At 64.3% G+C, this 19,357-nt stretch carries 20 protein-coding genes; 6 read left to right on the forward strand and 14 right to left on the reverse strand.

The genetic code is table 11. The features are described from left to right. Positions 1-91: 91 nt before the first annotated feature. From AC1DSJ_RS19920 to AC1DSJ_RS19930, 3 genes are all read right to left on the reverse strand, one after another. Positions 92-1,906 carry a DEAD/DEAH box helicase gene (locus AC1DSJ_RS19920; protein WP_054420720.1) on the reverse strand — a complete coding sequence of 605 codons (1,815 nt, stop codon included), beginning with the start codon at positions 1,904-1,906 and terminating at the stop codon, positions 92-94. A 278-nt stretch (positions 1,907-2,184) separates the two neighbouring features. Next, positions 2,185-2,946 (reverse strand): uracil-DNA glycosylase, encoded by a 762-nt coding sequence (locus tag AC1DSJ_RS19925; RefSeq protein WP_054420719.1) that lies wholly within the window; start codon positions 2,944-2,946, stop codon positions 2,185-2,187. Between the two features lie 201 nt (positions 2,947-3,147). Next, positions 3,148-3,933, reverse strand: a complete 786-nt coding sequence (locus AC1DSJ_RS19930; RefSeq protein ID WP_441371978.1) for a 3-hydroxybutyrate dehydrogenase — start codon at positions 3,931-3,933, stop codon at positions 3,148-3,150. Between the two features lie 263 nt (positions 3,934-4,196). Between AC1DSJ_RS19930 and AC1DSJ_RS19935 the strand changes: the two genes are divergently transcribed. After that, positions 4,197-4,841 (forward strand): N-acetylmuramoyl-L-alanine amidase family protein, encoded by a 645-nt coding sequence (locus AC1DSJ_RS19935; RefSeq protein WP_427944993.1) that lies wholly within the window; start codon positions 4,197-4,199, stop codon positions 4,839-4,841. Positions 4,842-4,845: 4 nt separating this feature from the next. Here AC1DSJ_RS19935 and nhaA read toward each other — a convergent pair whose 3' ends face one another. After that, on the reverse strand, positions 4,846-6,075 hold the full coding sequence (gene nhaA, locus AC1DSJ_RS19940; protein ID WP_441371979.1) for a Na+/H+ antiporter NhaA: 1,230 nt from the start codon (positions 6,073-6,075) through the stop codon (positions 4,846-4,848). Between the two features lie 396 nt (positions 6,076-6,471). Between nhaA and AC1DSJ_RS19945 the strand changes: the two genes are divergently transcribed. Together AC1DSJ_RS19945 and AC1DSJ_RS19950 are read left to right on the forward strand one after the other, a co-directional pair. Then, the gene (locus AC1DSJ_RS19945) at positions 6,472-6,780 is read left to right on the forward strand and encodes a hydrogenase (RefSeq protein WP_441371980.1); all 309 of its coding nucleotides are present in this window, start codon (positions 6,472-6,474) and stop codon (positions 6,778-6,780) included. Next, positions 6,767-7,933, forward strand: coding sequence for a glycosyltransferase (locus AC1DSJ_RS19950; protein ID WP_420840122.1), 1,167 nt, complete (start codon positions 6,767-6,769; stop codon positions 7,931-7,933). Before AC1DSJ_RS19945 ends, AC1DSJ_RS19950 begins: the two co-directional genes overlap by 14 nt. Here the strand turns inward: AC1DSJ_RS19950 and AC1DSJ_RS19955 are convergent. The 4 genes from AC1DSJ_RS19955 to AC1DSJ_RS19970 form a co-directional block, all read right to left on the reverse strand. Further along, entirely contained in the window at positions 7,923-8,387 is a 465-nt protein-coding gene (locus AC1DSJ_RS19955) for an HIT family protein (RefSeq protein ID WP_346552625.1), read from the reverse strand. The genes AC1DSJ_RS19950 and AC1DSJ_RS19955 overlap by 11 nt on opposite strands. After that, positions 8,384-8,833 carry a GNAT family N-acetyltransferase gene (locus AC1DSJ_RS19960; protein ID WP_175170320.1) on the reverse strand — a complete coding sequence of 150 codons (450 nt, stop codon included), beginning with the start codon at positions 8,831-8,833 and terminating at the stop codon, positions 8,384-8,386. The genes AC1DSJ_RS19955 and AC1DSJ_RS19960 overlap by 4 nt, the downstream gene beginning before the upstream one ends. A 42-nt stretch (positions 8,834-8,875) precedes the next feature. Next, entirely contained in the window at positions 8,876-10,342 is a 1,467-nt protein-coding gene (gene pap, locus AC1DSJ_RS19965) for a polyphosphate:AMP phosphotransferase (RefSeq protein WP_441371981.1), read from the reverse strand. A gap of 90 nt (positions 10,343-10,432) precedes the next feature. Then, on the reverse strand, positions 10,433-11,287 hold the full coding sequence (locus tag AC1DSJ_RS19970) for an MBL fold metallo-hydrolase (protein WP_441371982.1): 855 nt from the start codon (positions 11,285-11,287) through the stop codon (positions 10,433-10,435). A gap of 98 nt (positions 11,288-11,385) precedes the next feature. Here AC1DSJ_RS19970 and AC1DSJ_RS19975 point away from each other — a divergent pair, with 98 nt between their 5' ends. The 3 genes from AC1DSJ_RS19975 (at position 11,386) to AC1DSJ_RS19985 (ending at position 12,644) form a co-directional block, all read left to right on the forward strand. Then, a complete protein-coding gene (locus tag AC1DSJ_RS19975; protein ID WP_054420711.1) occupies positions 11,386-11,721 on the forward strand; it encodes an ArsR/SmtB family transcription factor in 336 nt (111 codons plus the stop codon). Next, positions 11,718-12,149 (forward strand): YeeE/YedE family protein, encoded by a 432-nt coding sequence (locus AC1DSJ_RS19980; RefSeq protein ID WP_054420710.1) that lies wholly within the window; start codon positions 11,718-11,720, stop codon positions 12,147-12,149. Before AC1DSJ_RS19975 ends, AC1DSJ_RS19980 begins: the two co-directional genes overlap by 4 nt. A gap of 75 nt (positions 12,150-12,224) precedes the next feature. After that, the gene (locus AC1DSJ_RS19985; protein ID WP_441371983.1) at positions 12,225-12,644 is read left to right on the forward strand and encodes a DUF6691 family protein; all 420 of its coding nucleotides are present in this window, start codon (positions 12,225-12,227) and stop codon (positions 12,642-12,644) included. Positions 12,645-12,841: 197 nt separating this feature from the next. Here the strand turns inward: AC1DSJ_RS19985 and AC1DSJ_RS19990 are convergent, their stop codons facing one another. The 6 genes from AC1DSJ_RS19990 to AC1DSJ_RS20015 form a co-directional block, all read right to left on the reverse strand. Beyond that, positions 12,842-14,110, reverse strand: coding sequence for a phenylacetate--CoA ligase family protein (locus AC1DSJ_RS19990; protein ID WP_342066361.1), 1,269 nt, complete (start codon positions 14,108-14,110; stop codon positions 12,842-12,844). A gap of 16 nt (positions 14,111-14,126) precedes the next feature. Beyond that, positions 14,127-14,981 carry an ABC transporter ATP-binding protein gene (locus AC1DSJ_RS19995; protein ID WP_054420707.1) on the reverse strand — a complete coding sequence of 285 codons (855 nt, stop codon included), beginning with the start codon at positions 14,979-14,981 and terminating at the stop codon, positions 14,127-14,129. Between the two features lie 60 nt (positions 14,982-15,041). Further along, positions 15,042-16,382, reverse strand: coding sequence for an ABC transporter substrate-binding protein (locus tag AC1DSJ_RS20000; protein ID WP_082386889.1), 1,341 nt, complete (start codon positions 16,380-16,382; stop codon positions 15,042-15,044). A 142-nt stretch (positions 16,383-16,524) separates the two neighbouring features. After that, the gene (locus AC1DSJ_RS20005; protein WP_054420706.1) at positions 16,525-17,589 is read right to left on the reverse strand and encodes a branched-chain amino acid ABC transporter permease; all 1,065 of its coding nucleotides are present in this window, start codon (positions 17,587-17,589) and stop codon (positions 16,525-16,527) included. A 25-nt stretch (positions 17,590-17,614) separates the two neighbouring features. Further along, entirely contained in the window at positions 17,615-18,544 is a 930-nt protein-coding gene (locus AC1DSJ_RS20010; RefSeq protein ID WP_046803042.1) for a branched-chain amino acid ABC transporter permease, read from the reverse strand. Between the two features lie 11 nt (positions 18,545-18,555). After that, entirely contained in the window at positions 18,556-19,353 is a 798-nt protein-coding gene (locus AC1DSJ_RS20015; protein ID WP_054420705.1) for an ABC transporter ATP-binding protein, read from the reverse strand. Between the last annotated feature and the right edge of the window lie 4 nt (positions 19,354-19,357).

Here is a 19,357-nt window from a genome sequence, read left to right on the forward strand (position 1 = left end):
CCCGCTGGGGGCGTGGCCGCATCTGTTGGTGACCCCAAAAAAACAAACCCCGCGACGGGCGCGGGGTTTGTTAGGGGATCAAGCGGGCGAATTAGCCGCGGCGATCAGCCGGCTTGGCGAAGCGCTTGGCGGGGCCGCCGGGGCGCTTGTCGAACGAGGGCTTGGCGCCACGGAAACCGCCTTCCGGACGGTCACCGCCGCGGAAGCCGCCTTCGCGCTGGGGACGGTCGCCGAAGCTGGGGCGATCGCCGAAGCTCGGACGGGCGTCACGGTCACCACCGCGGAAACCGCCTTCGCGGGGAGCACGCTCGCTGAACGGGCGGGCATCGCGCTGGGGACGATCACCAAAGCTGGGGCGGTCGCCGCCGAAGCTGGGACGCGCATCGCGGTCACCGCCACGGAAGCCGCCTTCACGCTGGGGGCGGTCGCCGAAGGGACGATTGCCCTGGTAGCCGCCTTCGCGCTGGGGACGATCACCGAAGCTGGGACGATCGCTGAACGAACGGGCCGGGCGGTCGCCGAAAGGACGATTGCCTTGGTAGCCGCCTTCACGCGGGGCGCCGTCGCGGTTGCCTTGGTAACCACCTTCACGCGGCTTGAACTCGCCACGGGGAGCGCCGCCTTCACGCGGGCCGGCAAAGGAACGGCCTTCGCGGTTGCCTTGGTAGCCGCCTTCATGACGCGAACCACCGAAACCACCGGGGCGCTTGCCAAACGGCTTGCCGCCACGCGGGGCGCCGCTGCCACCGGCCGACGGACGGGGCGTGCGCTTGGGTTCCAGACCGGCGATGGTTTCCGCCGTAATCGTTTGACCGATGTAGTGCTCGATACGGCGAACCTTGTGGCGCTCGGAGTGCGTCGCCAGCGTGAACGCCAGGCCGCTGCGGCCGGCGCGGCCGGTACGGCCGATACGGTGCACGTAGTCTTCGGCTTGCATCGGCAGGTCGAAGTTCACAGCGTGGCTGATGCCTTGCACGTCGATGCCGCGGGCGGCAACGTCGGTGGCAACCAGAATACGCAGCTGGCCGCGTTGCAGTTGCGACAGGGTACGGGTGCGCTGGCGCTGGTTCATGTCGCCGTGCAGGGCAGCGGCGGCAAAGCCTTGGTCAGCCAGGCGGTCGGCCAGGTCATCGGCGCCACGCTTGGTGGACGTGAAGACAATGGCTTGATCCAGCTTGGCGTCACGCAGCACGTGATCCAGCAATTGCATCTTGTGGCCAGCGTCGTCTGCGTACAGCAGGCTTTGCGTGATGTTGGTGTGCTTTTCCTTGGCGCCAGCCAGCTCGATACGTTGCGGGTCGCGCATCATTTTCGAAGCCAGCTTGGCGATCGTGCCGTCCAGCGTGGCCGAGAACAGCAGCGTTTGGCGATCTTCCGGCAGGCGGCTGACGATGGTTTCGATGTCTTCAATGAAGCCCATGTCCAGCATGCGGTCGGCTTCGTCGAGCACCAGCGTGTGCACGGTGTTCAGCTTGACGCGGCCCGATTGCAGGTGATCGATCAGGCGGCCGGGGGTGGCGACCAGCACGTCAACGCGGCGCGACAGCGCCTTCAGTTGCGCGCCGTAGGGCATGCCGCCGACGACGGTGGCGGTGCGCAGGTCAGCCAGCTTGCGGCCGTAGGTGGCGGTGGCTTCGGTAACTTGCAGAGCCAGTTCGCGGGTCGGGGTCAGCACCAGCACTTGCACGCCGACGCCCTTGTTGGCGGGCATCTGGGCAATACGGTGCAGGGCCGGCAGCATGAAGGCGGCGGTCTTGCCGCTGCCCGTCTGCGAGGACACCATCAGGTCGTGACCGGCCAGCGCTTGCGGAATGGCAGCAGCTTGGACGGCGGTGGGGGTGTTGAAGCCAGCTTCTTGGACGGCCGACAACAGAGCGGGTGCAAGACCCAGGTTTTCGAAAGACATTACTTTCCCTTGCCGCAATCAATGCGACGCAGTGCTTGGTCGGGCCAGGGGATTAGGCGGCCGGATCCAGGCGACGGTTGATGGAGCATCGTGCCGACCGAATCAACCGTGCGCATGGCGCGTTCTCGTATACAGATTGGAACGCAGGGCGAAAGGAAAGGAGGTCAGGAATCGATGATAGTTCGGCATGGGGCCGGGGCTAGACTGCCCGGCAGACTGCAAAAAATTCCGCTAAATCAAGGCGGTAAATGCCGAACTCGTTTTGTGCAGTGCGGCGATCATAACCCGAATTCGCCTTGCAAGGAAATTATTTTTTTGTCCAGTCCCCAATCAATAGGGTTTTTCCCTTGGTTTACCAGCCACTGGTTTGTGGTCAGGAAGTGGCCGCAGCCCAGAAACGGAACGGGCGGCCTGCGGGCGGATAGCGGGGAGGGGTGGTTGGACATCAGGATCAGATGGCCGCTGTTGTCGGGCAACAACAAGCGCTTGGCCTGCGCATGCGCGCCCCACAGCATGAAGACCTTGGGCGAGGGGTCGCGGGCCACCAGCGAAATCAATGCATCCGTCACCGTTTCCCACCCGCGTTTGGCGTGCGAGGCGGGCTGGCCGTCTTCCACGGTAAGCGCGGTGTTCAACAGCAGCACACCCTGATCGGCCCAGGGGCTCAGGTCGTTGCCCGCGGGTACGGCCGTGCCGGGAAACTCTGCGGCGATTTCATTGAAGATGTTGCGCAGGCTGGGCGGGCGCTTGCAGTCGTCCGGGACCGAGAACGCCATGCCTTGGGCCTGGCCCGCGCCGTGGTACGGGTCCTGGCCCAGAATCACCACGCGCACGTCTGACGGCGCCATGCCGTGCAGCGCGCGAAACGGCGTAGCGGGATACACGACCGCGCCTTCGGCAAGCCGCTTTTCCACATGCGCGGTGGCGGCGGCCAAGGCGTCGGCCACGGCGCGCGGCGCAAAAGCGGCCGCCCAGGCGGCGGGAAGTTGCGCCGTCTGAGCGGCGAGGGTGTTGGGTAGCAGGCGGTTATCGAGCGGCATGGGCGCAATTTTGGCATAGCGGCGCTGATTGTCCGGCGTGCCGCACGCGGACCGATCAGCTACTGCAATCCGCTACTGCATCTACCCGCCCCGCATATACCAGCCGCAGCTGACCCCAAACCCGCCTACTGCATGTACCAGCCGCGGCTGACCCCAAACCCGCCTACTGCATGTACCAGCCGTGGCTGACTACGAACTCGCCTACTGCATATACCAGCCGTGGCTGACCACGAACGACTGGCCGGTGAACGCCGCGCTGGGGAAGGTGCACAGGAACAGCGCGGTCTGCGCCACGTCTTCAACGGTGGTGAACACGCCGTCCACCGTATCGCCCAGCATCACCTTTTTCACAACGTCTTCTTCGCTGATGCCCAGCTCTTTGGCTTGCTCGGGAATCTGCTTTTCAACCAGCGGCGTGCGCACAAAGCCCGGGCAGATCACATGCGAGCGCACGTTATGCGCGGCACCTTCCTTGGCCAGCACGCGCGCCAGGCCCAGCAGCGCGTGCTTGGCGGCCACATAGGCCGACTTCAACGGCGAAGCTTCGTGGGAATGCACCGAGCCCATGTAGATGACCACGCCGCCGCGATCGCCCTGGTACATGTGCTTGAGCGCCGCCTTGGTGGTGAGGAAGGCGCCGTCCACGTGGATGGCCTGCATCTTCTTCCAGTCCGAGAAGGCGAACTGGTCGATCGGGTTGACGATCTGGATGCCGGCGTTCGAGATCAGGATGTCGATGCTGCCGTAGGCGGCCGCCACCTTGTCGATGCCTTGATTCACGGCGTCTTCGCTGGTGACGTCCATGGCCACGCCCATCGCCTTGCCGCCGGCCTGTTCAATTTCTTTGGCCACCGCGTCCGCGCCCGCCTGATTCAGGTCGGCAATCGCGATGGTGGCGCCTGCGCGGGCGAGCGTCAGTGCAATTTCCTTGCCGATACCGCTGGCCGCGCCGGTGACGACGGCGACTTTTCCATTCAACGAGTTCATGCTGCAACCTCCTGGTGGGGAATGCCAAGTCTTGATCGTAGTCCTTCAGCTTGAGCGCAGGCTGAATGCCCGTGTCGTTTTTGTCCCGGAATCGAATCGGATCATTGCGTCCGCCGGGGCGCTGCGCGAGAATCCGCCCCAACCGGCGGCGGGAGCCCTTCCCACGACGCCCTACATTCCTCTAGGCGGTCAGCCCCGTGGCATTTCCATTTATCACTCGCCTTCCCCGGCTGGCGCGCCGCACGGCGCTGTGCATCGCCGCGATGTTTGCCGCACTGCCCGCGCACGCGGCGCATATCGTGGTGGACACCGGCCACACGCCCGCTCGCCCCGGCGCTACCGGCGCGAGCGGGCGGGTTGAGTATCTGTACAACCTGGACATCAGCAACCGCGTGGCGATGGCGTTGCGCGTCATGGGCGACCGTGTGACGCAAGTGGCCGCCGATGGCGCCGAGATAGATCTGGGCAAGCGCTCAAGGATCGCGCCGCGCGCGGATTTTTTTGTCTCGATTCACCACGATTCCATGCAGCAGTGGCTGATCGATGCGGGCCGTCAGCGCGAATTCTCGGGCTACGCCGTCTTCGTGTCGTCGCGCAATCCCCAATACGAGCAGAGCGTGCGATGCGCTCGGGCAATTGGCGAACAGCTGCTGGCCGCGGGCGAGAAGCCGTCGCTGTATCACGCGGACCCGATCGTGGGCGAAAGCCGGCCCGTGATTGACGCCCGGCTTGGCGTGCAGCGCTTCGATAACCTGGCGGTGCTGAAGACCGCGCCGATGGCCGGTGTGCTGGTCGAGGTGGGGGTGATTGTGAACCCGGACGAAGAGCGCCGCCTGGCCCGGCCCGAGGTCATTGACCGGCTGGCGCGTGCGATTGCCGATGGCGCGCACGCTTGCCAGCAGCCGTAGGCAGTCAGGAGGCGGCTTGGTGCGCCACGTCTTCCGAGGGCGCTGCGGGCTTGATACGCAGCAACAGGAAGCCGATCAAGCCAGAGGCCAGTGAACCCGCCAGCACGCCGATCTTCGTGGCGTCAACGCTCGCGGCATCGGTAAAGGCCAGGGCACCGATGAACAGACTCATCGTGAAGCCGATACCGCACAGCAAGGCGATGCCGTACAGCTGCGTGAACGTGGCATGGCGTGGCAGGCTGGCGACGCCGGCTTTGATGGCCAGCCACGCGAAACCGAATACGCCCAGCTGCTTGCCCAAGAACAGGCCCAACGCCACACCCATCGGCACAGGCTGCGCCAGGCTGGCCAGGCCCATCCCGGCAAACGACACGCCCGCGTTGGCGAAGCCGAAGATTGGCACGATCAGCAAGGCGACTGGCTTGTGCAACGCGTGCTCCAGATCATGCAAGGGGGAATGGGCGCCGGGCTTGCCGGCATTGCGGGGGCTCAGCGGGATGGTCAGCGCCAGCGCCACGCCGGCAAGCGTTGCATGCACGCCGGATTTCAGTACGAAGTACCACAGCACAGCGCCGATCAGCAGATACGGGGTCAGGCGTGTGACGCCCGCGCGGTTCAGGCAGAACAGGCAGACCAGCAGCGCGCCCGCCATCGCCAGCGCCACCACCTTGAGCTGCGCGGTATAGAACAGCGCGATGATGATGATGGCGCCCAGATCATCCAGGATGGCCAGCGCGGTCAGGAAGATTTTCAGCGATGTCGGCACGCGGCTGCCCAGCAGCGCCAGGATGCCAAGCGCGAACGCGATGTCGGTGGCGGCGGGAATGGCCCAGCCGCGCAACGTTTCCGGGCTGCCGATGTTGATCAGCACGTAGATCAAGGCGGGCGCGACCATGCCGCCCAGCGCGGCGATACCGGGCAAGACGATGCGCGAGACGCCACGCAACTGGCCGTCCAGCACTTCGCGCTTGATTTCCAACCCGACCAGCAGAAAGAACACGGCCATCAGGCCATCATTGATCCAGTGCAGCACCGTCTCGCGCAGCACGATGGGGCCCGCCTGGAAACCCAGTTTGCTACCCAGCACATCAAAGTAGAGCGGCGCTGCCGGACTGTTGGCGATGATCAACGCGGCCAGCGCGGCCGCCATGAGCACGTAGCCGCCGAGCGCCTCGGAGCGCAGAAAGGCCTGTAGAAATGAGGGGCGAGGGTGCGGGGTTGCCACGTGGGTCAAAGGAAATTCCTGGATTCGGGTTGCGGAAAATAGAGCTGAATTTTACCTGAACGATAGGAAAATTCCGGGCTTTGTCGGCGAAATGCGTGCCATTTTGCTGTCATCCTGAGGCCCGCTGATGGAGAGCCGGCTGTGGCCGGAAGCGGGTTTTCTAGCAGGGTGTTGCTGCGTCGGGTGGTCTGAGCAGCCGGCCATCACGAGATGTATGGCGACGGGGAATATTACCGACCCGCAATGCCTCCAAGAATAAGAAAGTTCTCGAACATTTTGCACCTCGGGCGGAATGCAATAACGCCTTGTTATGAGTGCAATGCCATGCCCTTCCTGCCTTCCCTTTCCGTTTTAACTCACACGCTTTCTACCGCAAGCGCCATACCTCGCTTGGTGGACATTGGGTTGTCGTTGACGCCACCCGCTGACGCCGCGTCAAACGGGGTCTATCAACTTACGCGCTTGGTACCCAGCGCGCGGGTGCAGACGTGGCGCCGCGACGGCGCAGAGTTTTCGATGTCGCCGATGGGCGCTATCCGCGTCTGGCAAAAGCAACGCCTGGTTGCGTCGGAATGCGTCCATGATCGTCAGGCGCACGGCGCGGCGCCGCTGAACCCGGAAGACTACGCCTACCTTGAAGCCTTCCTGCTCCTTGAAGGGCGCGCGTGGAATGATCTCCATCCGGTGCAGGCCAAGGGGCATGACGATGCGTAATTCCCCTGCGCCGCGCGGCGCCCGGGCCACCGGCGGCCTGCGCATCCTGCACACCGAGGCCGCCACGTCGTTTGGGGGTCAGGAGTTCTGCATCTACAAAGAGATGATCGCCATGCGCAAGCGCGGCCATCATCTGGAACTGGTCTGCCAGCCGGGGGCGGAATTGGGCGATCGTCTGGCGCAAGCCGGTTTCACCGTGCACCACACCGTGATGGACGGCCCCTTCAATTTCTTGCGCAGCGTCGCGGTTATCCACCGCCTGCTGCGGCGCGAACGCTTTGATGTGCTCAACACCCACAGCCGTCGCGATACCGTGCTGGCGGCATTGGCCGCCCGGCTGGCCGGCACGCCGCTGATCGTGCGCACGCGCCATTTGGCCAACCCCATCCGTTCCCTTTATGCCTATACGTGGCTGGCGCATCGGGTCATTGCCGTCAGCCGGTTCGTGCGCAAGCAGCTGCTGGATGGCGGTGCGCGGCCCGGGTCCGTCGCCACCATTCATTCCCCGGTGGAGTTGCCGCAGTTGCGCGAAGGCGCTTGCGTGCGGCGCGAATTGGGTTTGCCGGACGACGCTCTCGTGGTGGGTTGCGTCGCCGTGATGCGGGCCGACAAGGGCCATGCTGATCTTATCGACGCCTTCCTGCATGTATCCGCCCGCTTCCCGTCGGCGCACCTGGTGTTGGTGGGCGACGGCATGCCGGTGCTGAGCCAATTGCACGCGCTGGTGGCAACCCTGGGCCTGGCGTCGCGGGTGCATTTCCTGGGGCGGCGGGACGATATCGCCAATGTGCTGAAGGCCTTTGACGTGTTCGCGTTGCCGACTCACCGCGAGGCCCTGGGCACCGTGTTCATCGAAGCCGCGGCAATGGGCGTGCCGGTGGTGGGTACGGCCGTGGGCGGCGTGCCTGAAACCATGGTGGAAGGGGTGACCGGCCTGCTGGTGCCGCCACACAATCCCGCCGCCCTGGCCAGCGCATTGGACAGGCTGCTGGCCGACCCTGATCTGCGCCGCCGAATGGGGGATGCCGGCCGTCACCTGATCTGTGGCCTGGGGCTGTTCACCGCCGAACGCGCGGCGGATCAGGTCGAGCGTGCATATACGCACTGGCTAGCCGAACGGGGGCGGCCCCGTCGCGCCGCGCTCAGTGCATGAGCAGCGCGTTCATCGCCTCAACGACCCGGTTGCGATAGCGCGGCAGCAGCGCTTGCGTGCGCGCTTGGCGTTCCACCCAATCCGCCGGTTCGGCGCCGGCTGCCACGCGCGGCGCGGCCCAGATCGGATCAGGAAAGTGGCGGTCGCCGCGCCAGCGCGGGATCACGTGCCAGTGCAGGTGCGGCACCATGTTGCCCAACGACGCCAGGTTGATCTTGTCCGGCGTCAAGATGGATTGCTGCGCCTCTTCGACGGCGTACACGGCCCGCATCAGCAGGTCTCGCCCATGCGTGGACAGGCTTGTCATCTCGGCCAGATGGCCGTTCCAGATCACGCGGGTGAAGCCGGGATAGTCGGCGTCGTCTACCTCGATCACGCGCAGATGCGGCCCGCGCCACAGCACGGTGCCGCCGTCTTCCTGGCACAGCGGACAGTTCGGGTCGCGAGCGCTCACGCCATCACCTTGCGGTATTGGAGGAAGCCTGAGCGGTCTGCAATGCGGTCGTAAAGCTGCATGGCCGCGGCATTGGTTTCATGGGTCAGCCAATACACACGCGCGGCGTTGGCGGCGGCGGCTTCGGCGTACACGTGTTCGATCAGCTTGCGGCCTGCGCCCGTGCCACGCACGTCGGGGTCCACGTACAGGTCTTGCAGGTAGCAGTAATCGCCCGCGGTCCAGGTAGAACGGTGGAAGATCCAGTGCACCATGCCGATGGCGCGTCCGTTTTCATACGCCAGCGCTGCGTGCATGGGTTCGGCGGGGTCCAGGAAGCGGGCCCAGGTGTTGCGGGTTACGGCGTCATCGATGTTGACGCGGTAGAACTCCTGGTAGCCCTTCCACAGCGGCAGCCAGACGTCGAAGTCGGCGGCGACGATGGGGCGGATTTCAGCGGTACTCATGGCGCAAAGCCTCCTGGCGGATGCGGATCAGGGGAGAGGAATTCAGAGCTTTTCTTCCATGGCTTCGACGACGTGTCGCAGCACTTGCAGACGAGCGTAACGCTTGTCGTTGGCGGACACCAGATGCCAGGGCGCGTGGCCCACATCCGTGCGCGTCAGCATCTCGTTGGCCGCCGCCGCATAGTCTTTCCATTTCTCGCGGTTGCGCCAATCGTCAGGCGTGATCTTGAAATTCTTGAAGGGCGATTTCTCGCGCTCTTGAAAGCGCTCGAGCTGCACGTCCGCCGTCACCGCCAGCCAGAACTTCAGCACCAGCGCGCCGCTTGCGGCCAGCTGTTGTTCGAAGTCATTGATCTCGGCATAGGCGCGGCGCCAATGGGCCGGCGTGATCAGCTTTTCCACCCGTTCGACCAGCACGCGGCCATACCAGGAGCGGTCAAAAATAGCGACGCGTCCATGGCGCGGCAGGTGCCGCCAGAAGCGCCACAGATAGGGCCGCGACAGTTCGTAGCTATTCGGTGCGGCAACCGGCGTGATGTCGTATTGGCGGGCGTCCAAGGCGTGCGTCACGCGGCGGATCGCGCCACCTTTGCCGGCGGCGTCCTGGCCTTCGAACACCAGAATCAGCGAACGCTCCTGGAAGGCTTTGGACCGCGCCGCGCGCGCCAGCCGGCCTTGCAGCAGGCCCAGCTCGGATTCGTAATCGTCCTTGTCGATCTTGGCGTCGTAATCCAGCTTGCCCAGGCGGTCGACGATACGGGCTGGGCGGGAATGCGCCAGGAACGATTGAGGAATGCGCGGCACGCCACGCTGGCGCAGCGCGGTGAGCACCGCTTCGGCCGTGCGAACCGAACGCATGTTCTCGTCGGCGCTGGGAATCACCACCCAGGGCGCGTGGCCGCTGTCGGTATGGTTCACGACGATCTGCCCGCCGTTGCGAATGCGCTCGTATTTCTTGTAGACCTTCAGGTCCACCGGGCTGACCTGCCACGAGGTCTCCGGGCTGGCCAGCAGACGCTGGGCGCGGTCCTTTTGCGCCTTGGCCGACAGGTGAAACCACAGCTTCACAATCTGCACGCCTTCGGCGGCCAGCATCGCTTCAAAGTGCCGGATGGCGGCGGAGTGCGCTTCGATATATTCCTGGTTGGGCTTCTTGCGCGCGGACTCGATGATCAACGGCGCGTACCACGAGCCGAACACGATGCCCGTGCTGCCCTTGGGCGGCAGATCTTTCCAGTAGCGCCAGAACGGGGGGCGTTCCTGCTCTTCGCCTTCGGGCGGCCCGTAGGCCAGCGTCTTGATGTGGCGCGGGTCCATCCATTCGTTCAGCAGATTGACGGTGGCTCCTTTGCCGGCGCCGTCTATCCCCGCCACCACCACCAACAGGGTTTTTTCCCGCTTCTCAAGGCGTTCGTATTGCGCGTTGAGCAGGGCGACGCGCAGCCGCTCCTCCAGCGGTTTGAATTCGTCCTTGGACAGGCTGGGGTCGGCTTCGGCTTCTGCGAACATGGGCAATCCGTCTGATCGGCAATCGGTTGATCGGGCGATCTTGCGGGATAAGTTTCAGGCGCGCAAGTCCGTTGCGAGCCTATTGCGGCCCTAGAGTCCGTCGACGGGAATCTTCAGATAACGCACGCCGTTGTCTTCGGGCGGCGGAAAGTGGCCCGCGCGGATGTTGACCTGGATGGCGGGCAGGATCAGCGTGGGCATGGAGAGCGTGGCGTCGCGCTTGGTGCGCATGGCGACGAATTCCGCTTCGGTGATGCCGTCGCGCACGTGGATGTTGGCGTGGCGCTGCTCGGCCACTGTGGTTTGCCAATGCGCGTCGCGGCCATTGGGCGGGTAGTCGTGGCACATGAAGAGACGCGTGCCGCCGGGCAGGCCAAGCAGGCGTTGGATCGACCGGTACAGCTGGTGCGCATCGCCGCCGGGGAAGTCGCAGCGCGCCGTGCCGACATCCGGCATGAACATCGTGTCGCCCACGAAGGCGGCGTCGCCAATCAGGTAGGCCATGTCGGCAGGCGTATGGCCCGGCACGTGGAGGGCCGTGGCGGTAAGCGTGCCGATCTTGAAGGTCTCGCCATCGGTGAACAGGCGGCCGAACTGTGAGCCGTCCAGTTGGAATTCGGGCTCCAGGTTAAAGACGCGTTTGAACACGCCTTGCACGGTGCGGATGCTCTGGCCGATGGCGATGACGCCGCCCAGCTGGCGCTGCAAGTACGGCGCGGCGGACAGGTGGTCGGCATGGGCGTGGGTTTCCAGCAGCCACTGAAGCGTCAGCCCTTGTGCGCGGACATACTCGGCCACCTGGTCGGCGCTGCCCGTGTGAGTGCGCCCGGACTTGGGGTCGTAGTCCAGCACCGAATCGATGATGGCGCAGGCGCTGCCGTCGTGCACCACATAGGTGACGGTGGCGGTGACCGGATCAAAAAACGCTTGGATGTGGGGATTCATTGTGGCCGCTGGGAACAATATATATTTTTAAATAATATTGTTTGATAGTTTATCCGTCAATATAATGAAAAATTACTAGCCCGCCGAACCTGCTTGCCATGAATGCCGCCCTGACCGATTGCGAACTTGCCGCCTTGCGTGAATCTGCTGCCCAAGCGTGCACGCTGTTGAAGGCGCTGGCCAACGAAGACCGCCTGCTGCTGCTCTGCCAACTGGTGCAGGGGGAACGCAACGTGGGCGAACTGGAATCGCTGACCGGCATCCGCCAACCGACCTTGTCCCAGCAACTGGGCGTGCTGCGCGACGAAGGCCTGGTCACGACGCGCCGCGAGGGCAAGTACGTCTACTACCAGATGGCCAGCTTCGAAGTCAGCCAGGTCATGAAAACGCTTTCCAGTTTGTACTGCGGCCGCGCGATGGAGTCACTCTCATGAATATGGACTGGCCCGCTTTCACGCCAGCGGCAGCGACCGCGGGCGGTTTGCTCATCGGGGCCGCCGCCGTGATGCTGATGGCGGGCGCGGGCCGCATCGCCGGTATCAGCGGCATTCTGGGCGGCTTGCTGCCGATGCAACGCGACAGCGTGTGGCGGTTGGCGTTTTTGCTGGGGCTGTGCGCGGCGCCCTGGCTATACCAATTGGGGGCGGCGCTGCCCGCCATGGTGGTCCAGGCCAGCACCCCGCGTCTGATCGTGGCGGGCTTGCTGGTGGGCATCGGCACGCGCTACGCGTCGGGCTGCACCAGCGGACATGGCGTGTGTGGCTTGTCGCGCGGATCGCGCCGGTCGTTTGTTGCGACCGCGTTGTTCATGGCCGCGGGCTTCGCCATGGTCTACGCGACGCGGCATATGGTGGGAGGCTGACATGGCCTACGCAATGCAATTTCGGGCGGGAGGCTGATATGGCCTACACAACGCAATGTCGGGCGGAAAGCTGACATGGTGGCGCTGATCGCTTTCGCATCGGGCCTGGTCTTCGGGCTGGGGTTGATCGTGTCCGGCATGGCCAACCCGGCCAAGGTGCTGGGCTTTCTGGATATCGCGGGCCAGTGGGACCCGTCGCTGGCCTTTGTGATGGGCGGCGCGGTGGTGATTACGGCAGCAGGCTTCGCCCTGCTGCGCCGTCGCCGGGTGAGTCTGTCGGGGGAACCGATGCGCTGGCCCAGCGCCACCGGCATCGACTTGCGCTTGGCGCTGGGCGGCGTGGCGTTTGGCGCGGGTTGGGGGTTGGCGGGCTTTTGCCCCGGCCCGGCGCTGGTGGCCGCCGCGGCCGGCGTGCAGGAAGCGCTGATCTTCGTGGCCGCGATGGTCGCCGGCATGGCGATCTTCTCGGCGCTTGAGTTCCTCAGGCGCAAGTAGCGCCGCGCGCGCGCCGACGTTACCGTGGGCGCCCGTCAAGGCCCGTCAAGGCCCGTCAAGGGGCGGCAGGGCGCGGCAGGGCGCGGCAGGGCGTGGCAGGCCGCGCGGCGCCTTGGCTCCGCCCGTCCCCGCCCTTTACTACTCTGCCCTTTCCTCTTCCCTTTACTCTGCCCTTTCCTCTGCCCTTTATTCCGACGTCACTCGTACGTGCGCACGTCGTCAATAACCTTGCCGTCGTTCGGCAGGCCGTCGGCGTCCACCCATTCCACGTCAGCGCGCAGCTTCGTCACATCACGCACGGAATCGGCGATGCGCTTGGACAGCTCTTCGCCGCGCACGCGTGATTCCACTTTCAGCACCATGCGGTCCGATCCCGTGCTGCCGCTGATGACCAGCCGCGCGCGCAAAATTTCAGGATGCCTGCGCACCACGTCCGCCACTTGCGACGGGTGCACGAACATACCGCGCACCTTGGTGGTTTGATCCGCGCGGCCCATCCACCCCTTGATGCGCGTGTTGGTGCGGCCGCAAGGTGAGATGCCGGGCATCACCGCCGACAAGTCGCCCGTGCCGAAGCGCACCAGCGGATAGTCGGGGTTCAGCGTGGTGACGACAACTTCGCCGACTTCACCATCTGGCACCGGTTCGCCTGTGCCCGGGCGCACGATCTCGACGATGATGTCTTCGCCCAGCACCAGCCCTTGGCGCGCGGGCGTCTCGAACGCAATCATGCCCAGGTCGGCGCTGCCATACGCCTGATAGCCTTCGATGCCGCGCGCGGCCAGCCAGTCGCGCAGCGACGGCGGGAATGCTTCGCCCGACACCAGCGCGCGCCGCAGCGAATCCAGCTTCACGCCAAGCTCATCGGATTTCTCCAGGATGATCTTCAGGAAACTGGGCGTGCCGGTGTAGCCGCTGGGCGCCAGGTCTTGAATCGCGCGCACCTGTTGTTCGGTCTGGCCAGTGCCGCCCGGAAACACCGTGCAGCCCACCGCGTGCGCCGCCGTTTCCATCATGGAACCGGCGGGCGTGAAGTGATAGGAAAAGCAGTTGTAGGCGAGCTCGCCCGCGCGAAAACCCGCCGCGTACAAGGCGCGGGCAAAGCGCCAGTAATCGGCGCGCGCGCTTTCCGGTTCGTAGATGGGGCCGGGTGACGCAAACACCCGCATCGCTTCGCCCCAGCCAATGGCGGAAAATCCGCCGAACGTTTTGCCTGGCCCGGCGGGCGCGGCGGCATCGTCGCGGCTGTGCTGCTGGCGTTCCAGCAATTCGTGCTTGCGCAAAACGGGCAGGCGGGCCAGCGCCGCCCGCGACGTAATCGTGGCGGGATCAACGCCGCGCAACTGCTCGGCAATCGCCGGGGCGCGGGCCATCGCCCGGGTGATCGCGGCGGGCAAGGCGGCCATCAGCTCGCGCTCACGTTGCTCGGGCGCTCGCGTTTCCAGGACATCGAAAAACTCGGACATGGGATCGCACCCTCTCTCAAGCCAGCCAGCGTTTGCGGCGGCGATAGAACTTGTTGTCGCGGAAGCTCTTGCGCTCGCCGCTGGAAATACCCAGGTAGAACTCTTTCACGTCCTCGTTCTGAGCCAAGTCCGACGCCGCGCCGTCCATCATCACGCGCCCGTTCTCCAGGATGTAGCCGTAGTCGGCATAGCGCAGCGCGATGTTGGTGTTCTGTTCGGCCAGCAGGAAGCTCACCCGTTCGCGCTGGTTCAGGTCGCGCACGATTTCAAAAATTTCTTCCACGATCTGCGGGGCCAGGCCCATGGACGGTTCGTCCAGCAGGATCATGTTGGGGTTGGCCATCAGCGCGCGGCCGATCGCCGTCATCTGCTGCTCACCGCCCGACGTGTAGCCGGACTGACTGCCGCGGCGCTGTTTCAAGCGCGGGAAATATTGGTAGACGCGTTCCAGTGCGGCCGCGGTATCGCCCCGGCTGATGTTGCGCGTATAGGCGCCGGTCAGCAGATTCTCTTCGATGGTCAGGTGCGCAAAGCAGTGCCGGCCTTCCATCACCTGCACGACGCCGCGCTTGACCAGTTCGGCCGGTGACAGCCGTTCGATGCGTTGGCCACGGTATTGGATGTGGCCTTTGGTGACGTCGCCGCGCTCGCCCTTGAGCAGGTTTGATATGGCGCGCAGCGTCGTGGTCTTGCCCGCGCCGTTGGCGCCCAGCAAGGCCACGATCTTGCCTTCCGGCACCTGCAGGGACACGCCCTTGAGCACCAGGATCACGTGGTTGTAGATCACCTCGATGCCATTCACGTCGAGCAGCACGTTCGGCGTGTCGACGGGAGAGGCAGCGAGGGTTGCAGCGGAAGATGCAGCGGTCATGACGATTCCTGCGGCGTGGTGGCGGCGGGCGCCCCGAAGGACGCCCGCCGCCGGTTCACATCAGTTCTCGCAAGTGCGGGGCGTGATGTTCTTTTCCTTGGCGTACTTGGCCGCGGCGTCCTTGACCATCGGGTCCAGGATGGTCTTGTCGGCCTGATACCAGTCGGATGCCACCTTGAACTTGGCGCCGTCCCACTGCACGATGCGAGCCCAGTCGTCGCCCTTGTGGTTGCTGCACGAGGTCTTGACTGGACGCATGATCTGGCCGAAGCCCAGCTTGTCCAGCTTTTCCTGCGTCAGGTTCAGGTTCTCGAAGCCCCAGCGCACTTGCTCAGGCGTCAACGCCTTGCCCTTGCCGAACTTCTCTTGCGCCGTGCGGATAGCTTCCACTTGCAGCATCGAAATCATCATGCCGCGCGTGTGGGCGATGGTGCCCAGCGTGTTCTTGGCCGTCTTGTCCGAACCCTGGCCCTTGTCGTAGACGAACTTCTTCAGGTCGTCATAGACCTTGTCGTGCTCGGCGCCGCTGTTGTGCACGGTGATGGCGTTGTAGCCCTTGGCGACATCGCCCAGGTCTTTGACGTCGCCTTCGGAGCCGGCCCACCAGATGGCGTACATCTTGTCGCGCGGGTAGCCGCTGGCCTGCGCTTCGCGGATGGCGGTGGGCGTCATGATGCCCGCGCTCCACAGCAGCACGTAGTTCGGGCGTGCCTGGCGGATTTGCAGCCAGGTGGATTTTTGCTCAACGCCCGGCGCGGTCACCGGATACAGCACCAGCTCGAAGCCTTCTTTGGCGGCGCGCTTTTGCAGCAGCGGAATCGGTTCCTTGCCATACGGCGAGTCGTGATAGACAAGCGCAATCTTCTTGCCCTTCAACTTGTCCATCCCGCCTTCTTTCTTGGCGATGTCCTGGATCATCACGTCAGCGGCGGTCCAGTACGTGCCCAGCAGCGGGAAGTTCCACTCGAACACGCTGCCATCCACCGATTGCGACAGGCCGTAGCCCATCGTTTCGACGGGCACCTTGTCGACCATGGCCTTGTCGCTGACGGCGAACGTGATGCCGGTGGACTGGGTGTCAAAGCCCGACGCGCCCGTGCCCTTGCCCTTTAGGCGTTCATAGCATTCCACGCCGCGGTCGGTGGCGTAGGCGGTTTCACATTCTTCGTACGTGATCTTCACGCCGTTCACGCCGCCATCGCGCTCATTGACGAGCTTCAGATAGTCCAGCTTGCCATCGGCCCAGGGAATGCCCAGCGGCGCGAACGACCCGGTGCGATACACCAGCAACGGAACGAACTGCTCTTCGGCCGCCATTGCCGGCGTGGCCACGGCGCCGATGGCGCCGGCTGCGGCCACCAGGGCTGCCGCCAACTTCAGGTTAAGACGCTTCATCTCCATTTACCTCCTGCGTGGTGCTTGGGTCAGTAAACCCTGGGACACCGGGATTGGCCCGGTCTTGAGCCGGGTATTCAGGATGTGGATCACGGCACTTTTGCCGCCGCGGTCCGCAGAAATCAATGCGAAATCAGTACGAAATCAATCAGTGCGGGAACGGCCAGATGCGCAGCTTTTCCTTGCCGATGCTCCACAAGCGCGCCAGCCCGTGCGGCTCGGCGATCAGGAAGAACACGATCAGCGCGCCGAACACCATGTGCTCGATGTGCGCGGCCGTATCCACCGACAGCGGAATGCCCAGCGCATGCGGAATGTTCGACAGCGCCACCGGCACCAGCACGATGAAAGCCGCGCCGAAGAAGCTGCCGATAATCGACCCCAGCCCGCCGATGATCACCATGAACAGCAGCTGGAACGAACGCGTCAGGTCAAAGGCCAGCGGCTCCCACGAGCCCAGGTGGATGTAGCCCCACAAGGCGCCGGCCACACCAACGATGAACGAGCTGACCGCAAACGCCGTGAGCTTGGCGTACATCGGGCGAATGCCGATGACGGATGCCGCCACGTCCATGTCGCGAATCGCCATCCATTGCCGGCCGATGGCGCCGCGCACCAGGTTCTTGGCCAGCAGGCTGAAGACCACCACCAGAATCAGCACGAACAGGTACTTTTCCAGCGCGGTCTGCACCGGCAAGCCGAAGGCGGTGAGCGGCGGCACCGACACGTTGCCCGACGACGAATAGTTGGTGAAGAAGGGGATGCGCAGGAATGCCCAGTCCACAAAGAACTGCGCTGCCAGGGTTGCCACCGCCAGATACAGGCCGCGGATGCGCAAGCTGGGAATGCCGAAGATCACGCCCACCAGCGTGGCGAAGCAGCCGCCCAGCAGAATCTGGATGATCAGCGGCATGCCCGGAAAGCGCACGCCGAAGTTCCACGCCGCATACGCGCCCACCGCCATGAAGGCGCCGGTGCCCAGCGAGATCTGGCCGCAGTAGCCCACCAGAATATTCAGGCCGACTGCCGCCAGCGACAGGATCAGGAACGGAATCAGGATGGCGCGCAGCAGGTAGTCGGACGACAGCGCCGGCACCGCAATGAACGCCACCGCCATCAGCAGCCAGATGAAGATGCGGTCCTGGCGGATCGGGAAGATCTGCTGGTCGGCCCGGTACGTGGTCTTGAACTGGCCGTTTTCGCGATAGAACATGTTTTTATCCTAGAGGCCTGGTGGTTTACACGCGGTCGATGATCTTCTCGCCGAACAGCCCTTGCGGACGGAACAGCAGGAACACCAGCGCCAGCACATAGGCAAACCAGATTTCGATACCGCCGCCCACGAGCGACCCCAGGTAGACCTCGGACAGCTTTTCCCCCACGCCGATGATCAGGCCGCCCAGAATGGCGCCCGGCACCGACGTCAAGCCGCCCAGAATCACCACCGGCAACGCGCGCAGCGCTGCGGTGGACAGCGTGAATTGCACGCCAAACTTCGAGCCCCAGATAATGCCGGCCACCAGCGCCACCAGTCCCGCCACGCACCACACGATCACCCAGATGCGGTTCAGCGGAATGCCGATGGACTGCGCGGCCTGGTGGTCATCGGCAACCGCGCGCAGCGCGCGGCCCGTGGACGTGTACTGGAAGAACAGCGCCAGCGTGGCCACCAGCAGCGCCGCAATGACAGCGGCTGTCAGGTCTTCCAGGTTGATCAGCAACCCGCCTTCGAAGACCGTGTCCAGAATCATCAACGGGTCTTTCGGCATGCCCACGTTGATGGAATACACCGAACTGCCGAACGTGATTTGCCCCAAGCCATCCAGGAAGTAGCTGATGCCCAGCGTTGCCATCAACAGCGTCGTGGCTTCCTGGTTGACCAGGTGGCGCAGCACAAAGCGTTCAATGGCCACCGCCAGCAGGAACATCACCATGGCGCTGACAATGAACGCCAGCACGTTGGCCAGGATCATGTTGTCAAAGCCAAGCCAGCGCGGAATCCACTCCGAGAAGCGCGCCATCGACAAGGCGGCCACCAGCACCATCGCGCCCTGCGCAAAGTTGAAGACGCCGGATGCCTTGAAGATCAGCACAAAGCCCAGGCCGATCAGCGCATACATCATGCCGCTCATCAAGCCGCCGAATAAGGTCTCTAGAAAAAATCCCATGTCTGTCCGCCTTAGTGCGACACGCCGAGGTAGGCTTTGATGACGTCTTCATTCGCGCGGACTTCGTCCGGGCGGCCGTCGCCGATCTTCTTGCCGTAGTCCAGCACCACCACGCGGTCGGAAATATCCATGACCACGCCCATGTCGTGCTCGATCAGCACGATGGTGGTGCCGAATTCATCATTCACATCCAGGATGAAGCGGCTCATGTCCTGCTTCTCCTCGATATTCATGCCGGCCATGGGTTCGTCCAGCAACAGCAGGCGCGGCTCCATGGCCAGCGCGCGGCCCAGGTCCACGCGCTTTTGCAGGCCGTAGGGCAGACGGCCCACGGGCGTTTTGCGATAGGCCTGAATTTCCAGGAAGTCGACGATGTTCTCGACGAATTCGCGGTGCTGCGTTTCTTCGCGCTCGGCCGGCCCCAGGCGAAACGCCTGCGACAGCAGCCCGCACTTCATGCGCAGGTTGCGGCCCGTCATGATGTTGTCCAGCACGCTCATGCCTTTGAACAAGGCCAGGTTCTGGAACGTGCGCGCGATGCCCATTTCGGCGGCGCGGCGCGGGTTCATCTTCGAAAAGCGTTCGCCGCGGAATTCGATGCCGCCTTTCTGCGGCGTGTAGACGCCGTTGATGACGTTGAGCATCGAGCTCTTGCCGGCGCCGTTGGGGCCGATGATGGCGCGAATCTCATGCTCGCGCACATTGAAGGAAATGTCCGTCAGCGCCTTCACGCCGCCAAAGGACAAGGAGATGTTCTGCATGTCCAGCATGACGTCGCCGATACGCTGGTCGCGGTCGTTGTTGCTCATGATC

This window comes from Achromobacter sp. 01N37 (assembly GCF_056399725.1).

What these genes read in the sequence shown, in the direction of transcription:
- AC1DSJ_RS19920 (WP_054420720.1), bottom strand. Translation starts at nt 1,906, where the DNA reads ATGTCTTTCGAAAACCTGGGTCTTGCACCCGCTCTGTTGTCGGCCGTC.
- AC1DSJ_RS19925 (WP_054420719.1), bottom strand. Translation starts at nt 2,946, where the DNA reads ATGCCGCTCGATAACCGCCTGCTACCCAACACCCTCGCCGCTCAGACG.
- AC1DSJ_RS19930 (WP_441371978.1), bottom strand. Translation starts at nt 3,933, where the DNA reads ATGAACTCGTTGAATGGAAAAGTCGCCGTCGTCACCGGCGCGGCCAGC.
- AC1DSJ_RS19935 (WP_427944993.1), top strand. Translation starts at nt 4,197, where the DNA reads ATGTTTGCCGCACTGCCCGCGCACGCGGCGCATATCGTGGTGGACACC.
- AC1DSJ_RS19950 (WP_420840122.1), top strand. Translation starts at nt 6,767, where the DNA reads ATGACGATGCGTAATTCCCCTGCGCCGCGCGGCGCCCGGGCCACCGGC.
- AC1DSJ_RS19960 (WP_175170320.1), bottom strand. Translation starts at nt 8,833, where the DNA reads ATGAGTACCGCTGAAATCCGCCCCATCGTCGCCGCCGACTTCGACGTC.
- pap (WP_441371981.1), bottom strand. Translation starts at nt 10,342, where the DNA reads ATGTTCGCAGAAGCCGAAGCCGACCCCAGCCTGTCCAAGGACGAATTC.
- AC1DSJ_RS19970 (WP_441371982.1), bottom strand. Translation starts at nt 11,287, where the DNA reads ATGAATCCCCACATCCAAGCGTTTTTTGATCCGGTCACCGCCACCGTC.
- AC1DSJ_RS19975 (WP_054420711.1), top strand. Translation starts at nt 11,386, where the DNA reads ATGAATGCCGCCCTGACCGATTGCGAACTTGCCGCCTTGCGTGAATCT.
- AC1DSJ_RS19980 (WP_054420710.1), top strand. Translation starts at nt 11,718, where the DNA reads ATGAATATGGACTGGCCCGCTTTCACGCCAGCGGCAGCGACCGCGGGC.
- AC1DSJ_RS19985 (WP_441371983.1), top strand. Translation starts at nt 12,225, where the DNA reads ATGGTGGCGCTGATCGCTTTCGCATCGGGCCTGGTCTTCGGGCTGGGG.
- AC1DSJ_RS19990 (WP_342066361.1), bottom strand. Translation starts at nt 14,110, where the DNA reads ATGTCCGAGTTTTTCGATGTCCTGGAAACGCGAGCGCCCGAGCAACGT.
- AC1DSJ_RS19995 (WP_054420707.1), bottom strand. Translation starts at nt 14,981, where the DNA reads ATGACCGCTGCATCTTCCGCTGCAACCCTCGCTGCCTCTCCCGTCGAC.
- AC1DSJ_RS20000 (WP_082386889.1), bottom strand. Translation starts at nt 16,382, where the DNA reads ATGGAGATGAAGCGTCTTAACCTGAAGTTGGCGGCAGCCCTGGTGGCC.
- AC1DSJ_RS20005 (WP_054420706.1), bottom strand. Translation starts at nt 17,589, where the DNA reads ATGTTCTATCGCGAAAACGGCCAGTTCAAGACCACGTACCGGGCCGAC.
- AC1DSJ_RS20010 (WP_046803042.1), bottom strand. Translation starts at nt 18,544, where the DNA reads ATGGGATTTTTTCTAGAGACCTTATTCGGCGGCTTGATGAGCGGCATG.
- AC1DSJ_RS20015 (WP_054420705.1), bottom strand. Translation starts at nt 19,353, where the DNA reads ATGAGCAACAACGACCGCGACCAGCGTATCGGCGACGTCATGCTGGAC.